The organism is Terrabacter sp. P5_B1 (assembly GCF_056400505.1).
In genome coordinates, this window is sequence record NZ_JBFULD010000008.1 from 1 (window position 1) to 17530 (window position 17530).

Consider the following 17530-nt stretch of genomic DNA (forward strand, 5'->3'; position numbering starts at 1 on the left):
CACCAGTATCGACCCTTCCCTCTTTCTGCACGAGCAGCTGGCCCAGGCCAGCCCCGATCCACCAGTATCGACCCTTCCCTCTTTCTGCACGAGCAGCTGGCCCAGGCCAGCCCCGATCTGATGCGGGAGCTGCTCGGCACGTTCATCAACGCGCTGCTGTCCGCGCAGGCTGACAGCGTGTGCGGCGCCGAGTACGGCACCCGCTCGGCGGACCGAGTCAACAGCAGGAACGGCTACCGCCGCCGGGACCTCGACACCCGAGCCGGCACACTCGACATCGCGATCCCGAAGCTGCGCGAGGGGACGTTCTTCCCGGACTGGCTCCTGCAGCGGCACCGCCGCGCCGAAGCAGCACTGACGACGGTCGTGGCGACGTGCTACCTGCTCGGGGTCAGCACCCGGCGGATGGACAAGCTCGTCAAGACGCTCGGGATCACGGGCCTGTCCAAGTCGCAGGTGTCGGTGATGGCCCGCGACCTCGACGAGCAGGTCGCCGCGTTCCGGACCCGGCCCCTGCACGAGGGTCCGTACACGTTCGTCGCGGCCGACGCGCTCACGATGAAGGTCCGCGAGGCCGGCCGGGTCGTGAAGGTCGCCGTCATGGTCGCCACCGGCGTCAACGCCGACGGCTACCGGGAGGTCCTCGGGATCCACACCGCCACAACCGAATCCGCCGCCGGCTGGCTCAGCTTCTTTCGGGACCTGACCGCCCGCGGGCTGTCCGGTGTCGCGCTCGTCACCTCCGACGCGCACGCCGGCCTGGTCGAGGCGATCGGGGCGACGCTGCCTTCCGCGTCCTGGCAGCGGTGCCGGACCCACTACGCCGCGAACCTCATGGCCGTGACCCCGAAGAGCCAGTGGGGCTGGGTCCGGGCGCTGCTGCACTCCGTGTACGACCAGCCCGACGCAGAGTCCGTCAACGCCCAGTTCCACCGGGTCCTAGAGGGCCTGTACGAGAAGCTCCCAGTCGTCGCCGAGCACCTCGAGCTCGCCCGCGCCGACATCCTCGCCTTCACCGTGTTCCCGAAGGAGATCTGGAAGCAGATCTGGTCCAACAACCCGAACGAGCGCCTCAACCGGGAGATCCGCCGCCGCACCGACGTCGTGGGCATCTTCCTGCGTGGTTGTCTGAGCCTTGGGAGCCCGGGGGTGACCCGGAATCTTTCTGTCGGGCCTCAGGGCCTTGACCCCGTTAGGGCCAGTCCCTCCGGGCTCTCAAGACCGGTGGTCCCGTGACCTAAGAGCGGCGTGCTGACCGAACGGCAGGACTGTCCTCGACCACCACCATCATCGTCGTCGATGGGTTGAGGAGTTGCTCATGAGAGAAGTAGTCACGGTCGGAATCGATGCGCACACCCAAGTYCATGTGGCTGCGGCAGTCGACCCCCAAGGCCGCGTWGTCGACCAGYTCGAGACCGGCGCCRACCGGAGCGAGTTAGCSCGGATGCTTWCSTGGATCCAGGCSCTGCCCGTTCCTCGAGAGGTCGCTGTCGAGGGCGCCAAGGGCTTCGGTCGGGCGCTGACRCTGYKGCTCCTGGCKGCTGGRGAAGAGGTCATCGATGTCCCCACGCACCTGACCGCTCAAGGGCGACGCACGAGTCGCCGMCGCGGCAAGGATGATGAGGGTGACGCGATCATCATCGCCCGCGTCGCCGTYCAAGAGCAGAACCTGCCCCGGATGGACGCAGCCCACTTGGACGCGGACATGAAGCTGCTCGTTGACGCACGSGACCAGCTCGTYCAGGAGCAGATCCGAGTGCGGAATCGTTTGCACGCGTTGCTGATCGGCCTCTCTCCCGGCCATCGAGCAGTCACCGGCGCGCTGACCAGYAAGGCMGCCGTGAAGCGAGCCCGYCAGCTCGCSATGGCGGAGAGGACCAGCGACCCGGTGCGAGCCCACTTGGCGCTGGTCGCGATCCGGCGACTGGGYTCACTGGAGAAGGAGATCGCCGAGCTGGGCGCGCTGATCGCCAACCAGCTCGACCTAGACGTCCACGAGCACCTGCTCGCAATCCCGGGGGTGGGACCCCTGACCGCCGCGAAGATCCTCGGCGAGACACACGACGCCAGGCACTTCCCCTCCGCGGCCGCCTTCGCAGCCCACGCCGGCGCCGCGCCCGTCCCTGCGAGCAGCGGCAACACCACCCGGCACCGGCTCGCGCGCGGCGGGAACCGGCAGCTCAACCGCGCCCTGTTCACGATCGCCCGAACCCAGGCGCGATGGCACCCAGACGCGCGCACCTACCTCGCGCGCAAACGCGCCGAAGGCAAGAGCGCGGCCGAAGCTCGACGATGCCTGAAACGCCACCTCGCCGCCGTCGTGTACCGAGCCATGATCCGCGACCTGCAAGCCCAAAAGCCACCGCCGCCAAGGGCAAACTCCGCCGCCGCTTGACGAGAGCGGCGCCCGAACCGCGAAGCCGTCATCCGCCTCGTCGGGGCCGTCCTCGCCGAGCAGCACGACGAGTGGGCTGAGCAACGCCGCTACCTCGGCCTCGAGGCACTGAAGAACGCCCGCGCCGTCCTGACCCACCGCACCACCGACAACGACCGTGAGGAGGTGGACACCGACCTGATCGCCGGCGCGATCAACGCCTAACCGAACGACCTCGACGGATCACCGTCGTACACCACCGATCCGGACTTGACCGCAGCGTCCATCCAGTCCCTGGGCGTGTCCTCTGGAATTTGGGACTCCACTGTGACTTGCTCCAGTGCCGGCCGGCCAGCGTCTAATGAGTGCACGACGCGGAGCGAGGCGTTCGAGGCGCTCGAGACGATCGCTCGGAAAACATTTGGGGACGTCGAGCAGGAGATGCTCCACCTCGCCTGAGGTACTCGCGACTAAATCACCCCGGCTCACCGGTGCCCGCGGTCGCTCGGCCCGCGGCCAAAGGGAATCGCCCATCCCCGCCCGCTCAAATGCCCCAGTAACGGTGATCAACGGCACCTTCGTCTCGGTCGTCAGGGCCACAGGCGGCTCACTCCGGCCGTTGTCGACCTTATGGACGCCCTGAGGCCTTGTGGGTGCAAGTCCCGTCACGCCGAGCGTGCCTACGGGGCACTCCTGCGCGTCAGAGAGTCTCCCGGAGTCTTCTGCGCCAGCCAGCTCGTTGCCAGACTGCTGTTCTTCTCAGTCGGCCTGGCGGAATTTCGTAGCCGAAGTCGCTTGGGGGCTCCGCCGCTCGTCAAGTCTGAGATTGGTCGCCGCCTCGGGACGTTTCTCGCTTCAGCTGGCCGTGCCCGGGCCCTACTCCCGGCGGAGGTCGCACGTCACTTTGGGCGGTGTGGGCAACCTGCGCTAGAGGGCGATTGAGCGGACTTCCGGCTGCCGGTACTGCAAAGACGTGAGCTCTATGGGCAGCACGCGGACAGGCTGTGCGGCCGCTCGCTGCGCCGCCCATAGATTCTCGTGAAGATGGGGCAGGTCGTGAGCCGTGGCCTCGACCATGCGTCCTCCTAGCCTCGCGCTCAGGCGCGAGGGATCGCTGTTGGCGTGCCGCGCGTGGATGAAGAGGACGCCTGAGTGCTGCAGCCGAGAGGCCGTCGGCGTGACCAGAGTCGTCAGCCAGGCAACGTCGCTAGCTCCGCGCAGGAGCGCTTGGTAGGCGGCCGATAGATGGTCCGGCTCAGCACCTGCGGCTCCCGTGATACCGCTGAGGGCCGCATATAGGCGACGAGAGGCTTCAACGTATGGCCGGGATGGCGGCATGCCGGTGGACGTCTGGGTCCAGGACTCGGCGGCGGTTTGAAGCGTGAGCGCGGACGCGAGCAGTTGTTCTCGAGAGCCTGCGTGGTCAGTGTCTCCGGGGGCGTTGCGCAGCACCACGTCCAGGGCCGCGTAGAGATGCACCCCTTGACGGTGGATGTCTTGCAAGACAGCGACGCTCGGCACCGTATCGCGGAGTTCGTCGCGGGCGGCGGAGGCCCAGCCGTGTATGGAGCGCTCGAGTTCTGCGGCCGGGCCGTCCGGTGCAAGGTCGGGCGCCGGTATCGCAGGATTCTGGAGCCCGCGCAGTGGCGCCGCGCCAGGCAGGAGCGCAGCAGCCTCGGCCGCGTACCGAGCGATCGACAGGGGGCGGTCGGCGGCGACCGGTTCACAGAGGGCAAGGGCTCGCCTAGCAGCCGCCGCCGTGATGGACAGCGTCTGCGTGGCGAGTGAGAGGGGCGTGTGGGCCTGGAGCTCGGGGGCGCTGGGGTCGAGTCGGTGGAGGACCAAAAGGTCGTTCATGGCCCCGAGCGTGCAGGAGAGCCGCGCGATCGGGTGTGTGTCGTCCGTCGAGGCCGGCCGGAGGTCGCGACGGACTGTGACCTCGCTGCGCGGGATGCGGTAGCCGCTGCCCGTGGGGGCGGCCAGTAGCGTGCCCGCCCAGATGCGGTTCCTGACGACGTTCTCGCTGGTGCCGAGTAGTTGTGCCGCTTCCTTGATGGAGAAGTCCGGTCGGTCGTCGACGGGCTGTAGTGGGTGCGGGTAGGCACGCATTACCTGGTGGAGCTGTGCTGCTGCCGCCTCGCTGAAGAGCCAGCCGGTGACTGCGCCGTCGAGCTCGTGGAGCAGGCGATAGACGGTCTGGTCGAACGCCTCCCACTGCTGTCGCGAGATCGGGAACTCGGTCTGCTGGAGCTCGGCGAGGACGCGTCGGGCCTGGTCGATGAGGTCGGTGGCGGTCGTGGCCATCAGGAGCTGGCCTTCGGGGTGCTGAAGTCACCGAGCTCGAGCATGTGGGCGTTGGTTCTGAGGTCGGCGATGTGGGCGCGCCAGAACGGCAGGTCCTGTGGTGCGTCCTCAGGAGCCAGTTGGTCGAGGGCGACGATCGCGGCGGTGAAGTGCTCCTGGAGCGCGCCGGAGGCCGCGGGTGCTGTCACGGGCATCGGGCTCAGGGCGGCGGCGAGAAGGTGGACCGTGCCGGCCATGGCTGACCAGGGATTCAGGGGGTTGCCTTGGGCTCGTGCCTCGGCTTCGTCGGCCGCGCAGTGCAGTTCGGCCGAGGCGCGTTCGATCAGGTTGGTCGAAGACACAGACATGAGGACCCTTCTGGTTCAGATGAGTGAGGGAGTCGCCGTTGGGCGCCATAGGGTGGAGCGAGGGGTGGGTTGCTCGCGCAACGCGTCCTCGACTGCCTTCGCGAAGCTGTCGCGTGGGTTCCAGCCGTGTCGGGTCATCTCGGCGGTCGAGTCGCGCAGCAGCTGGTGGCCCTCCGCGGAGGACAGCTGGCCAGCGAGCGCGGTGACGAGGTCGACGGCGTCGCGGATCGGGTCGTCCGCCTTGTAGAGCAGGGCTCGGATGATGTCCCGCCCGGGGACGGCCGTGTTCGGGACGTCGTCGCGGGTCGCTCGCGACGATGCCGCGAGGAGATCTCGAAGGCCGTTGGGCCCGTGGGTGGTCAGCCAGTCGGCTGGGTCGATGCCGGACGGCATACGCGTGGCCAGGACAGGGGAGCGCTGCTCGAGGCAGGCCTCTGCGACCCAGCGGACGGTGCCCTGCTGTCCCGCGTCGTCCCCGTCGAAGGCAATGCGTGGGGGCCGCTGCGTCAGCGCCAGCACCGCGCGCACCTGCGCAGGGGAGGCGAACACCCCGTTGGTGGAGCAGACCGCGACGCCCTGCGTCGTTCCGGTGGCGGCAGCCGAAGCCGCGATGGCGAGGGCGTCGATGGGTCCTTCGACGACGAGCACCTGCGCGTCCGCGGCGAGCGGGTGGTGGGTCGGCCGGTAGAGCATCTGCGACTTGTCGAAGACCGTTGTGCGCGTGGGGTTGCGGTACTTGGGCGCAGCCGGGTGGCCGCTGATGTCGCGGCCGATGAAGCCGTGGATCTGGCCGCTGGCGTTGGCGATCGGGACGATAAGGCGGTTGCGGTAGGTGTCGATGAGCCGGCCACCTCGGGTCCTCATGGCCAGGTCCATGCCGATGAGCTCGTCGTCGTGCATGCCAGCAGACCGCAGGTGCTCGGTGAGAGCGGCCCAGCCGTGAGCGGCATGCCCGACGAATCGATGGCCCGCGAACTCGTGTGTCAGCGGTTCAAGGTCAAGTCCCCGGCGGTGGAGCAGGTAGTGGGCGGCGAAGCCCGTGCCGACGGGGGCGGCGAAGTGCTCCCAAGCGAGCTGGTTGATCTCGAAGGCCCGCTCAGCCGGGATAGCGGCGACAGCCGGGTCGGGGACAGCCGGGAGCCGCGGTGCTGGTCGGACCACCGAAAGGGCCCGCTTCTGGTACTGACCGCCCTCGAGCTCGGTGACGGCCTCGAGGAAGTTGAGGTTCCGGGCGCGTTGGACGAAGTCGATGACGTCGCCGCTGGCGCCGCATCCGAAGCAGTGGAAGCGGTCGGGGACGCCGTCCACCGACAGCGATGGGGTCTTGTCCTCGTGGAAGGGGCAGCAGCCCATGTAGCCGTGTCCGCGCGGCTGTAGCTCGATGCCGGCGGCCGCGATCACCTCGGGGAGCGGGTGCCGGGCCCGGATCGCCTCGATGTCGACGGACCGGCGTTGCGCGGTCACAGCTGCACCTCGGCCACCGGCGCGGGTGTGCGGCCTGCGAGGTCGAGCGCGACGCCGTAGGAGACGACGAGCTGGGTGAAAGTCTCGATGGGCATGTGGATGTCGGTGTCGGTGGCGTGTGCGAAGGCACGGTCGACGGCGGCGCGTGGGGCGCTGGTGGAGAGGACGGCATACTCCTGCCACGTCGGGTCGTAGGCGTAGAGCAAGCCGTGGGTGGCCTCGTCGCCGTCAAGGCGAAGGGAGATGCGCTGGTTGCTGCGTGGTCCCCAGCGCATGCCGTAGTCGCGGTCGACGCCGCGGATATTGCGGTGCTGGGTGTCGAACGCCTTGGGGCCGACCCACTCGATGCTGGGCTTCGGGGGAGTGGTGACTTCTCGGGCGCCGTATGCCGCGTCTCGCAGCTCGCGGAGGTCGGTAGTCCCTGCGTCGAGCGCGGTCGTGATGCGCTCGGCGATGCTGAAGGGGTCGTGCCCGAGCTCGGGGGCGAAAAGCTGGGCGGTGGCGTGGGCGTATGCGTTGCGCTGGCCGAGGCGGTACCAGTAGTCGATGGGGTCGTGCTCTTCGACGTTGAGGCTGGCGTTACGGGCCAAGGCCATGAGTTGGTCGACGACACGGTCACGGGCGAACGGCGTGGATGGTTTGAGCTGCGCGGCGGCTGACATGTCGGCCCTTCCCGCGCGGGCGGCTCCCGCGCTTCTGGAAGGAGGACTCTCGGACCGGGACACCATTCGTCCGGTCAATTCCCTTGCCAGTCAGTCCCTCTCGCCGTGGTGGACCATGAGGCGATCAAGTCGTCGCGGTGGCCGGCGACGGAGCATTGGGTTTTGGAGACCTGGTCGGCGAGGAAAAGCTGCGCGTCGTGCAGCGCACGGATGAAGTCCATGGCGGCGGTGGGGGAGGCGGTGTCGGCGTAGGCGGCGCGCTCGTGGTCCCGCAGCGCGGAGAGGATCTCGACAAGGGCGGGGTGCTGCGCCCWGCAAGGTGGGATGACTCGTGGTTCGAGGGCGAAGCGGCGGACGAGGTCGTTGACCCACTCCTCGAGCTCCCGCATCCGGTCGCGTATCTCGGCCTCGGTGAGGGAGGGCCAGTGGACCGGGCCGCGGAGCTGGCCGAAGGTCCGCTCGAACGGATCCTCGCCGAAATCGAGAGGCTCGTCTGGGGTCACGACGTCGAGGTGGTCGAGGACTGCCGCCTCGAGATACTGCGTGCGGCGCGCACCCGGCGGAGGGCGGCGATGATCGCGGCGGTTGCGGTCTGGCGGGCGGCGCGCCGCCAGGTCGGGTGCGAGTCGATGACTGCATGCAGGGCCTTGTGGTCACGCCGGCAGAGGGGCAGCAGGTCGCGGACCGACTCGGCCCCGAGCCGGTCGTACGTCGCGTGGTGCAGGTGCCCGGCCTTGAGAGTCCACCGCCGTCCGCACACCAAACACGAGGGCTCGACGCCGGCGGCGGTAAGCCACGCGGCATACCACTGCTTCCGCTTGTCGCTCCAGGCGCCGGAGCCGAGGTAGGCGTCGTATGACGCCCGCCGGGTCCGGGGCCATGCTTCCTCAGGCGTGTATTTGGCTGGCATGACGGATCTTCTGCTCGAGGTCGAGGCGGGCTGCAGTGAGGTCCTTCGTGTCCTTGCGGCTTGTCCACGGGCTCATGGTGAGAGCGATCGGCGGGGCAGCGCGCAGGAGGAGGACAGCGGATCCGAACGGAAGGGTGCGCAACTCGGCGGGTGTCAGGATCGGCACGTCGTTGGTCGACGTGGACGTCGAGTGGCGGCCGTCATGCCCGGTGCTGCGGCTCGTGACCTCCTTGGGTCGGGTGCCGATGAGCTTGGAAAGGTCGTCGAGGTCGCGGGCGTTGGAGCCGCCGCCGAGGATCAACTTGACGATGGCGGCGTCCCAGATGGCGGATGCTGCGTGTTCGCCCCAGACGGCGCGGGCCTGGGACAAGGACTGGAGGACGACGGTCGTGGCGATGCCGGAGCCGCCGCCGTCGGACATGAGCGATGCGAGTGAAGGGAGCGGGTAGTTGGCGGCTTCGTCGAGGATCATCGAGAGGGGCGGGTCGAGCCGGGACGCGGGGGAGCTGGCCGCCTTGCGGCGGGCGACCTCGAGGACGTCTTCAAGGAAGGCGCCGACGAGTCCCGCCGTCGCGGCCGCGCCGGTAGAAGTGCCGAGCAGGTAGACGGTTCCGTTGCTGGCGAGCACTTCTGCGGGGTCGAGGTGCTTGCCCTCGGCAGGTGAGACCGCGTCGAGGACCCGCGGGTCGGCGAGGGCCGCGAACGCGATCGACACCATCGCCCAGACAGAGTCTCGTTGTCGCGGGTCGGCGCTGATGATGGAGTCAAGGCCTTGGTGCCAGGCCTGCGCTGCTCTGGGGCTCGTGCCGAGGATCATGACGGCTTCGCGCGCATGGACAGCCGAGAGGGACCACCGGTAGAGATCGCCTGCGTTGCAGCCGCCGAGGGCCGCGGCGTGCAGAAGCGCGCGGACCGCCTGCTCCGCGGAGGACTGCCAGAAGTTGGCATCGGTGGTGCCGGACGCGGCGCCCTTGGTGAGGGCCTTTGCGCGGACCATCGCCACGTGCGGGTCTTCGCAGCCACGGATGGGGGACCAGCGCGCGGTGGACGGTATGCCGGGGGCGAGGCCCTGCGGGTCGAAGACGGCTACCGGGCCGAGACGCTGCCGGGACCGGAGAGTCGCGGTTAGGTTGTCCGGGCGGGTGCTGGTGGTGACCACCGCTCCGGGCGCTTCAAGGATGGCCGGGATGACAAGGTGCAGTCCCTTGCCCGAGCGCGGGGGCCCGAGGACGACAGTCGAGTCCTCCACCGTCACGAAGCATTGGATGCCCCGGGTGTGGCCGACGGCGTGCGCAACCGACTTAACGGTGCCGCCGGGGGAGGATGGCCGCAGGCCGGTAACTCGGCTCTTGACGCGAGGCGCTCCGGCGGCAGCCTTTGCCTCCGAACGTGACGCGATGCCTGCGCGCGTGACCCAGGTGTTGGTAGACGACGAGTTAGCGCGCTGACGCCGCGCGAGCACTGCTGCACTGGCGATCGGGAGAATTTGCAGCAGGAGCAGCCCCCAGTACGCAGAAGCCGATCCCACATCGGCACCCCAAGCAGCAGCGGGATCCGAGGGATGGAGCAGCAGGTGCGCCACCCTGACTGCCGATAGCGAGGGAGCCCGGCTGTCACGGAGCCAAGCGCCCGTGAGGGCGGCAAGCCAGAGCAGCAGACACCCGCCGCACGCACCCGCCAAAGTCCACAACATCCAGCGGTCGCTCTGGGATTGCTGTCGCTCATGACTCATGGACCGGGGACGATACGTTCGGGGCACGAACGACTCCGAACCTTGCTGAGCGTTGACAGTTAGCGTGAGGTCGGAGGCGATTCCGGATTGGCGGACGAGAGTGCCCATCTGTTGGTGAAAGCCGTCACGGCGAGTCGCGCGGGTACTTTGGTTGGGCACGGACAGACTCGGAGTAGAAGGCGAGTGCGGCGCCGTTAGGCGGCTACTGAGCAAACGAGACTGGTTAGGCGGTGAGGCGATGTCCACTCATAAGTCACCTGCCCAGCCCGCCTACCGGTGGAAGAAGTTCCCGGCCTACCCAAGAGTGGTCGTCTGTGGACACCCCGCCACCTCCTCTGAGGAGGAGGACGTTCACCTTCTGCTCTCGATACTGGAGGGGCTGGACTACGTCCAGGCCTGGGTGTTCCCTGACTTTCACACTGCGTCAACCTCCGTGAGCCCAGATGTGGTCCTTCTCGGCCGCCGATCCTTGAAGGTCATAGAAATCAAGAGCTGGTCGGGGAGGCTAGCCGTGGAGGATGGTCGATGGGTGACCATCGACGACGGCCTCAAGCGCGCTGGTCGCTCGGATGCCCTTCGTCAGGCGGAGGGGCACGCCAAGAAATTGGCCACACAGTTGCAGGTCGCTTCCAAAGGGCCCCGTGCCTACGTGGAGAGCACCGTGTGGTTGCCACGCATCACCTCCGCGGATCTGCCACCTCCGATCGCCCATCGCGTATACGGCCGCGTTGCGGGGCTGCAGCCCGCAAAGAAGCTCTTGCAAGAAAGGCCCGGCCCTCGATGGGATGCAGCTGCAACCCGAGAGGCGCTCGAGCGCATCTTTCCGGAGGAGCAGCCTCTCATCCCCGACGTGCTCGGCCTCCCCGAGGACGAGGCCGTAAGCGCCTACCAGGCGGCAGGCTGTCCTCAACCCGCGATCAGTTACACAGTGGTCTCGAGGCCCGAGGCCGACCATATGGTGACCGGCCAGCAGCCCGGAGCAGGATCGCGGTCAGGGGCTGAGGAGCACACTGTCACTGTCGGCGTTCATTTGCTCACTCCGGATCGGCTGCAACAACTCCTGAACCGCGTGGCCGACGCCTCCGGGACGATGTTGGGACCGACCGGTGTGCGTCTGGACCTTGAGCGCAGCGTGCACGCGGTGACACTGTTGGGCAGCAAAGCCTTGGTGGAAGCCCAACGTTCCGCGATCCGGCTGAACCAGGACCAACTTGAACTTGGATCTAGCTTCCTGAGCCGGCTTGACGCTTCAGGCCAGACCGCCGCCTTCGCCGCGGCAGTCCGATTGGCTTTGAACCCAACCCTCGACTGGCGCGGGCCCTGGCGTGCCGAAGACATAGTCGATGCACATCACTACAGCCAAGCTGCTGCTGAGCAGGCGCAGGTTGAGAGTGTTCTACCCAAGACACTGATCGCTAAGCTGAGCGCGCTTCCGATGACGACGCTGGTCGAACTTCGAGACGCCCGGGTTCAGCCTTGTGACCCGTCGGTGATCCGAGCGCTGGCAGATGTGCGGCTTTCAGAAGCAGTTCAGTGCCTTCACGACCTTGTCGATGCACCACCGGATTGGACGACGGAGGCCAGCACGCCCGCGCGGCCCTCGGCCAAACAGCGGAGATTAGCCGAGCGGTGGAAGCAGTACCGTGCCTGCCGCGACCTGCTCCCCCTGCCCCTGCGGGCGATGGAGCCGGAAGATCTCAGCTCGGTTGGCGAAGTGCTGGAGCGGGTGGAAAATGCCGTGGCGGCACTAGAGTCCGCTCAGGTCAACCCCGATGACCGGCTTCAGGTCCTCTCCGAAGCTGATCAAGTGAATGCTCTAACTCGATGGCTTGACTCACACCGGGTCACTAGTGGACGCACCCCCACTCAACTTCCCTCGGGTCCACAATCGATCGTCAATGCATCAGAGGGGCCCACCGAGACAACCGTGGTCGCCGCCGAACGGCTCCGCGACTGGGCCGAGGCTCCGTCGGGCCAGCGCATCCTGGCGGACCTGCAAGCAATGACCGAAGAAGCGCGATCGACGATTGTTGCGCTGGTCCATGACAGCGCCGACGACTCCGAACCGCGTCAAGTCGTTGATGCCTTGCTCTTCTTGGGTCCGGAAGAGTCCGGGCGCCTGTTGAAGGAAGGCAAATCGATCCCTCGCGAAGAGTCCGTGGTCCTTCGTCGGGAACTGGATAACGCAACGAAGGTGGCTGAGAGCCCAGCACAAGCCAAGGATCGCGAGGCGGCGGAAGGGAACCTCGCCGCATCGGCGTGGCCGGGCAGATCACAAGGCGCCGGCGTACCACCACCTCCTGCGGACGATCGCGGTGTCAAGCCTCAAAGAAAAAGGGGTGATTCTGCTTCCTCTATCCGGCCCCAAAGGGTCAGAGTGCCTGACCTGACACCGCTATCGGGCATTGAGGCGGTGCGTTCTGCGCTTGCACGGTCGCAACTGAGACTCGCACCGGGCAAGAAGTCGGGAAGGGCGTCGACACGTGAGGCCGGAGACGTTCTGCGTCAAGATCCGCCGGCGGGAGCCCAGGTGAGTCCTGGCAGCATCGTGACCGTCGAATTCGCAAGTGGTCACAACACAGTTCCACCCGTCCTAACTTTGCAAGTGGCGGCGGCTCAAAACGCCCTGGTGGCTGCTGGCTTCGTCGTGAAAATTCACGACGAAGCCATTCCCACGGCGATCCCGGGCACCGTCCTCGGATGCCAGCCGCCCGTGGGGAGCCGTTGGGCACTTCACCAGCCGGTGATCTTGACAGTCGCAGTCGCACCTCAGCCGACTTCTGTGACCCCCGATGCACTCGGACGGACACGTGCCGATGCGCAGGCCACGCTTGTCGCCGCGGGCTTGGTGCCGGTCGTCTTCTACGTCTACAGCGACTCGCCGGCCGGTCGCGTGGTGTCACAGTCTGTGGGCCACGGGAGGTCGATCCCCCGCGGCAGCGAGGTGCGCATAGAAGTTTCCCAGGGTTCGCTGCCGTCCACGCCTGACCCACGCACCCCTTCGAGTGTGCAACCTCCCGGTGCGACTGCGCGCTATCGGAAGCCAAACCAAAAGGGGAGGGCGACCACCCGCCTGTCGCATCCACTGCTGCGCGCCTTCGGGGCGCTCCCCGATGTGAATCGTGTCCTTGACGCGTTCGGGCGCGCCCACCTCGTCGACGTGTCCGCTAGCGACGGCGCGAGGCCGTTCCTCGTCGCAGCGCTCGCCCAGGAGGCCCAGGTTGCTCCTGCGGCGGCCCCCGTCGTCGTCGTCACCGCGACGATGCGTGAGGCGGAGGATCTGACAGCCTCTCTCGGCGCCTTCCTCCCCTCAGCGCGCGTGGCACTGCTTCCGTCCTGGGAGACGTTGCCGCACGAGCGGCTTTCGCCGCGCGGGGACACCGTCGGTCGGCGACTGGCCGTGCTGCGACGGTTGGCGCACCCCGACCCCAAGGACCCGGCATACGGCCCCCTCTCGGTGGTCGTGGCCCCGGTGCGGGCGGTGCTCCAGCCGCTGATCAGGGGCCTCGGTGATCTCGTCCCAGTCGCTCTCCGTCCGGGGGACAAGCGCTCACTGTCTAACGTGGTGGACGCCCTGGTGGCCGCTGCGTACACCCGGACCGACATGGTGGAACGGCGGGGCGAGTTCGCCGTGCGCGGCGGCATCCTCGACATCTTCCCGCCCACCGAGGAGCACCCGGTGCGCATTGAGTTCTCGGGCGACACCGTTGAGGAGGTGCGCTGGTTCAAGGTGGCCGACCAGCGCTCCCTCGAGGTCGCCGAGCGGGGTCTGTGGGCCCCGCCGTGCCGTGAGCTGCTGCTCACCGACGACGTACGCGCTCGCGCCCGGGCGCTCGCCGACCAGCTCCCCGGGGTGGCCGAGATGCTGTCCAAGCTGGCTGAGGGCATCGCGGTCGAGGGCATGGAGTCCCTGGCGCCGGCGCTCGTCGACGGCATGGAGTCGGTGCTCGACGTGCTGCCGGAGCACTCGCTCGTGCTGCTGGCCGACCCCGAGCGCGTCCGCCGCCGCGCGCACGACCTCGTGGCCACGAGCGAGGAGTTCCTCGAGGCGAGCTGGGCCAACGCGGCGGCCGGCAACCAGGTGCCGGTCGACCTGCAGTCTCTGCTCGGCAGCGCGTCGTACTGGTCGCTGGCCGACGTGCGCGCCCTGGCCCAGCGGCTCGGGCTGGCGTGGTGGACGCTGACGCCGTTCGCCGCCGACGCAGACCTGGTCATCGAGGACGACGACGTCGACGAGCGCATCGCCGTGCGCACGGTCGACGCCGAGGCGTTCCGTAGCGACACCGAGCGTGCCGTCGAGCACCTGCGCGCGCGCGTCCGCGCCGGCTGGGCCGTCGCTGTCGTCACGGAGGGCCCGGGCCTGGCCAAGCGCGTGGCGGAGGTGCTGCGCGAGCAGGAGGTCGCCGTGCGGCCGCTCGACACCTCGCGCGACGACTCCCTCGAGCCGGGCTGGGTCCACGTCGCCTGCGCGCCCCTCGGGCGCGGTTTCGTCCACGAGGGCGGTCGCATCGAGGTGCTGACCGAGACCGACCTCACCGGCCAGCCGGGCACCGCCAGCACCAAGGACATGCGGCGTATGCCGTCGCGCCGCCGCAACCAGGTCGACCCCCTGCAGCTGCGCCCGGGCGACCACGTCGTGCACGAGCAGCACGGTGTCGGCCGCTTCGTCGAGATGATGCAGCGCACCGTGGCCGGCGCGACGCGCGAGTTCTTTGTCATGGAGTATGCCCCGAGCAAGCGCGGCTGGCCGGGTGACCGCCTCTTCGTGCCCACCGACCAACTCGACCAGGTGACGAAGTACGTCGGCGGCGAGGAGCCCATGCTCAACAAGATGGGTGGCTCCGACTGGACCAAGACCAAGTCGCGGGCCAAGCGCTACGTCAAGCAGATCGCGGCCGACCTCATCCGCCTCTACAGCGCCCGCCAGGCCACCAAGGGCCACGCCTTCGGACCGGACACCCCGTGGCAGCGTGAGCTCGAGGACGCCTTCGCCTACGTCGAGACGCCCGACCAGCTGGTCAGCATCGACGAGGTCAAGGCCGACATGGAGAAGCAGGTCCCCATGGACCGGCTCATCTGCGGGGACGTCGGCTACGGCAAGACCGAGATCGCCGTCCGCGCGGCCTTCAAGGCCATCCAGGACGGCAAGCAGGTCGCGGTCCTCGTGCCCACGACCCTGCTCGTCAGCCAGCACCAGCAGACCTTCGCCGACCGCTACGCGCTCTTCCCCGTCAAGGTGGCCTCGCTGTCGCGCTTCCAGAGCGACAAGGAGGCCAAGGAGGTCATGACCGGGATCGCCGAGGGCAGCATCGACCTCGTCATCGGCACCCACCGGCTGCTCGCCAAGGACGCGAAGTTCAAGGACCTCGGCCTCGTCATCATCGACGAGGAGCAGCGCTTCGGCGTCGAGCACAAGGAGCTGCTCAAGACCATGCGCACGGCCGTCGACGTGCTGTCGATGTCGGCCACCCCGATCCCGCGCACCCTCGAGATGGCTGTCACCGGCATCCGCGAGATGTCCACTCTCGCAACGCCGCCCGAGGAGCGGCACCCCGTCCTCACCTTCGTCGGCGCCTACGACGAGAAGCAGATCACCGCTGCTGTCCGCCGTGAGCTGCTCCGCGAGGGGCAGGTCTTCTTCGTCCACAACAAGGTGAGCAGCATCGAGAAGGCGGCGGCGCGCCTGCGCGAGCTCGTCCCCGAGGCGCGCATCGCGACCGCGCACGGCCAGATGGGCGAGCACAAGCTTGAGCAGGTCGTCGAGGACTTCTGGGAGAAGCGCTTCGACGTGCTCGTGTGCACGACGATCGTCGAGACCGGGCTCGACATCTCCAACGCCAACACCCTCATCGTCGAGCGCTCCGACGTCCTCGGCCTCAGCCAGCTGCACCAGCTGCGCGGCCGTGTCGGTCGAGGGCGCGAGCGGGCCTACGCGTACTTCCTCTACCCGCCCGAGAAGCCGATGACCGAGACGGCGCACGACCGGCTGCGCACCATCGCAAGCAACACCGACCTCGGCTCCGGCATGGCCGTTGCCATGAAGGACCTGGAGATCCGCGGTGCGGGCAACCTGCTCGGCGGCGAGCAGTCCGGTCACATCCAGGGCGTGGGCTTCGACCTCTACGTCCGCCTCATCGGCGAGGCCGTTGCCGATTTCCGCGGCGACGCCGTCGACGTGCCGGCCGAGATCAAGATCGAGCTGCCCGTCGATGCCCACCTGCCGCACGACTACGTGCCGGGTGAGCGACTGCGGCTCGAGGCGTACAAGAAGCTCGCGACCGTCGAGACCTTCGAGGCCGTCGACGAGATCGAGGCCGAGCTGCGCGACCGCTACGGCGCCCCGCCCAAGCCGGTGCAGAACCTCCTCGAGGTCGCGCGACTGCGCGTCGTGGCCCGCGCCGCCCGCATCGGCGACATCGGCGTGCAGGGCAAGGTCGTGCGCTTCGGCCCGGTCAAGGAGCTGCGCGAGAGCCAGCAGCTCCGCCTCATGCGCCTGTACCCGGGCACGCTCGTCAAGGAGGCGCTCGGCATCATCCTCGTGCCGTTCCCGATGACCGCCCGGGTCGGCGGCAAGCCGCTACGCGATGTCGAGGTGCTGACCTGGGCGCGCCAGTTCATCACGGCGTTGTTGCTCCCGGACATTGGCGCTGACCGGACCTAACCAGTTGGCATGCCCGAGTTCAGGCGTTTCCCCGGGGCCTTGGATAGATGTGATTGATTACGCGGCTTCTGAATGCTGCTGCGTCCGCTCAGTTGCTGTCCGCTGGATCGAGGTCTGGCCTCGTGCGGTGCAGCCGCGCCGCGTGGCGAAGTACGCCGGCGGCTGCGGAGGCGTCCGCCTCGACCTCGACGACAAACGGCACTACTACCGTGACACGAGTCGGGGTAGCCGAGCCCCAGGCGAAGGTGCGCTCGAACGCCTCGCCGGTCGGGCGCAACAACGGGGCGATGGACTTGCCTGCAGCTCTTGAGAGCGAGGTTGTCGACCCTGCAGTGATCGGCTTGCCCTCGTCGTCGACGTCTCCGGGAAACGCGAGAACTAACGCCGTGGGAGCCGTGACGTCGCCGGTGAACCCGATCGCGAGCATGTCCAGTGTCCGCTTTGCCTTCACCTTCCACCAGACTCGTTGACCCGGCTCGGTCGGGTAGCTGCCGCCGGCGTCCTTGATCACCAAACCCTCGATGCCGCCGGCCGTGAGCGTCTGGAACCACTCTCGGGCGAGAGCGACGTCATCGGTCTGCTGGCAGAGCACGATGGGGGAGGCGATCCCCGCCAGGGCCTGCTCGAGCACCGCTCGACGCTCCCGCAAGGGTTGACCGCGCAGGTCCTCGGCGCCGGCCGAGAGCACGTCGAAGACGACGAACTGGGCGGGGCGTCGGGCGGCAACCGTGCGAATTCGTCGACCGGCAGTCATGCGGGCCTGCAACCCCTCGAAGTCCAGCCGACCGGCACCCGGATCCCAGGCGATGACCTCACCGTCGAGCACCAGGTCGTCGGGTAGTCGCGCGGTCAGGACAGGCGTGAGGTCCGGAAACAGGGGAGTGAGGTTGGTGCCGTTGCGGGAGTAGATGCGGCCGCCACCGACCAGAGCCCGGTATCCGTCCCACTTCGGCTCCCACACCAGATCCTTGACTCCAGAAGGGGTCAGCTCATCCACAGGTCGCGCCAACGCGACCGGGGCATGCAACGACACCGCAGGCATGCCGCCCACACTGCACCACCGGACAGCGGTATCG

General features: G+C 68.2%; 10 protein-coding genes and 3 pseudogenes. 5 read left to right on the forward strand and 8 right to left on the reverse strand.

All coding sequences use genetic code 11. The annotated features are described in order from the left end of the window. Positions 1-66 precede the first annotated feature (66 nt). The 3 genes and pseudogenes from AC1DP0_RS01445 to AC1DP0_RS01455 all read left to right on the forward strand — a co-directional run. Positions 67-1116: pseudogene (locus AC1DP0_RS01445) on the forward strand (IS256 family transposase); the annotation flags it as partial. 202 nt (positions 1117-1318) lie between these two features. After that, positions 1319-2395 (forward strand): IS110 family RNA-guided transposase, encoded by a 1077-nt coding sequence (locus AC1DP0_RS01450; protein ID WP_478082127.1) that lies wholly within the window; start codon positions 1319-1321, stop codon positions 2393-2395. Between the two features lie 12 nt (positions 2396-2407). Continuing rightward, a pseudogene (locus AC1DP0_RS01455) lies at positions 2408-2599 on the forward strand (IS256 family transposase); the annotation flags it as partial. 702 nt (positions 2600-3301) lie between these two features. Here AC1DP0_RS01455 and AC1DP0_RS01460 read toward each other — a convergent pair. The 7 genes from AC1DP0_RS01460 to AC1DP0_RS01490 form a co-directional block, all read right to left on the reverse strand. Then, positions 3302-4678 carry a helix-turn-helix domain-containing protein gene (locus AC1DP0_RS01460; RefSeq protein ID WP_478082128.1) on the reverse strand — a complete coding sequence of 459 codons (1377 nt, stop codon included), beginning with the start codon at positions 4676-4678 and terminating at the stop codon, positions 3302-3304. Beyond that, the gene (locus AC1DP0_RS01465) at positions 4678-5025 is read right to left on the reverse strand and encodes a hypothetical protein (RefSeq protein WP_478082129.1); all 348 of its coding nucleotides are present in this window, start codon (positions 5023-5025) and stop codon (positions 4678-4680) included. Before AC1DP0_RS01465 ends, AC1DP0_RS01460 begins: the two co-directional genes overlap by 1 nt. A gap of 15 nt (positions 5026-5040) precedes the next feature. After that, positions 5041-6489 (reverse strand): CHC2 zinc finger domain-containing protein, encoded by a 1449-nt coding sequence (locus AC1DP0_RS01470; protein ID WP_478082130.1) that lies wholly within the window; start codon positions 6487-6489, stop codon positions 5041-5043. Further along, positions 6486-7151 carry a hypothetical protein gene (locus AC1DP0_RS01475; protein WP_478082131.1) on the reverse strand — a complete coding sequence of 222 codons (666 nt, stop codon included), beginning with the start codon at positions 7149-7151 and terminating at the stop codon, positions 6486-6488. The genes AC1DP0_RS01470 and AC1DP0_RS01475 overlap by 4 nt, the downstream gene beginning before the upstream one ends. A 74-nt stretch (positions 7152-7225) precedes the next feature. Continuing rightward, positions 7226-7654, reverse strand: coding sequence for a hypothetical protein (locus AC1DP0_RS01480; protein WP_478082132.1), 429 nt, complete (start codon positions 7652-7654; stop codon positions 7226-7228). Further along, positions 7651-8061 carry a hypothetical protein gene (locus tag AC1DP0_RS01485; RefSeq protein ID WP_478082133.1) on the reverse strand — a complete coding sequence of 137 codons (411 nt, stop codon included), beginning with the start codon at positions 8059-8061 and terminating at the stop codon, positions 7651-7653. The genes AC1DP0_RS01480 and AC1DP0_RS01485 overlap by 4 nt, the downstream gene beginning before the upstream one ends. Further along, entirely contained in the window at positions 8039-9310 is a 1272-nt protein-coding gene (locus AC1DP0_RS01490; RefSeq protein ID WP_478082134.1) for a type IV secretory system conjugative DNA transfer family protein, read from the reverse strand. The genes AC1DP0_RS01485 and AC1DP0_RS01490 overlap by 23 nt, the downstream gene beginning before the upstream one ends. Before the next feature lie 721 nt (positions 9311-10031). Between AC1DP0_RS01490 and AC1DP0_RS01495 the strand changes: the two are divergent. Continuing rightward, a pseudogene (locus AC1DP0_RS01495) lies at positions 10032-12746 on the forward strand (PASTA domain-containing protein); the annotation flags it as partial. Between the two features lie 162 nt (positions 12747-12908). Then, positions 12909-16454: a transcription-repair coupling factor gene (gene mfd / locus AC1DP0_RS01500; protein WP_478082151.1), complete on the forward strand. Its 3546-nt coding sequence runs from the start codon at positions 12909-12911 to the stop codon at positions 16452-16454. Positions 16455-16542: 88 nt separating this feature from the next. On the opposite strand, the gene AC1DP0_RS01505 is transcribed toward mfd, so the two are convergent. Continuing rightward, positions 16543-17451, reverse strand: a complete 909-nt coding sequence (locus tag AC1DP0_RS01505) for an ATP-dependent DNA ligase (RefSeq protein ID WP_478082135.1) — start codon at positions 17449-17451, stop codon at positions 16543-16545. Positions 17452-17530: the final 79 nt, after the last annotated feature.

Bases quoted from the DNA above. Each gene is read 5' to 3' on its own strand.
- AC1DP0_RS01460 (WP_478082128.1), bottom strand. From the start codon at position 4,678: ATGGCCACGACCGCCACCGACCTCATCGACCAGGCCCGACGCGTCCTC.
- AC1DP0_RS01475 (WP_478082131.1), bottom strand. From the start codon at position 7,151: ATGTCAGCCGCCGCGCAGCTCAAACCATCCACGCCGTTCGCCCGTGAC.
- AC1DP0_RS01465 (WP_478082129.1), bottom strand. From the start codon at position 5,025: ATGTCTGTGTCTTCGACCAACCTGATCGAACGCGCCTCGGCCGAACTG.
- AC1DP0_RS01485 (WP_478082133.1), bottom strand. From the start codon at position 8,061: ATGCCAGCCAAATACACGCCTGAGGAAGCATGGCCCCGGACCCGGCGG.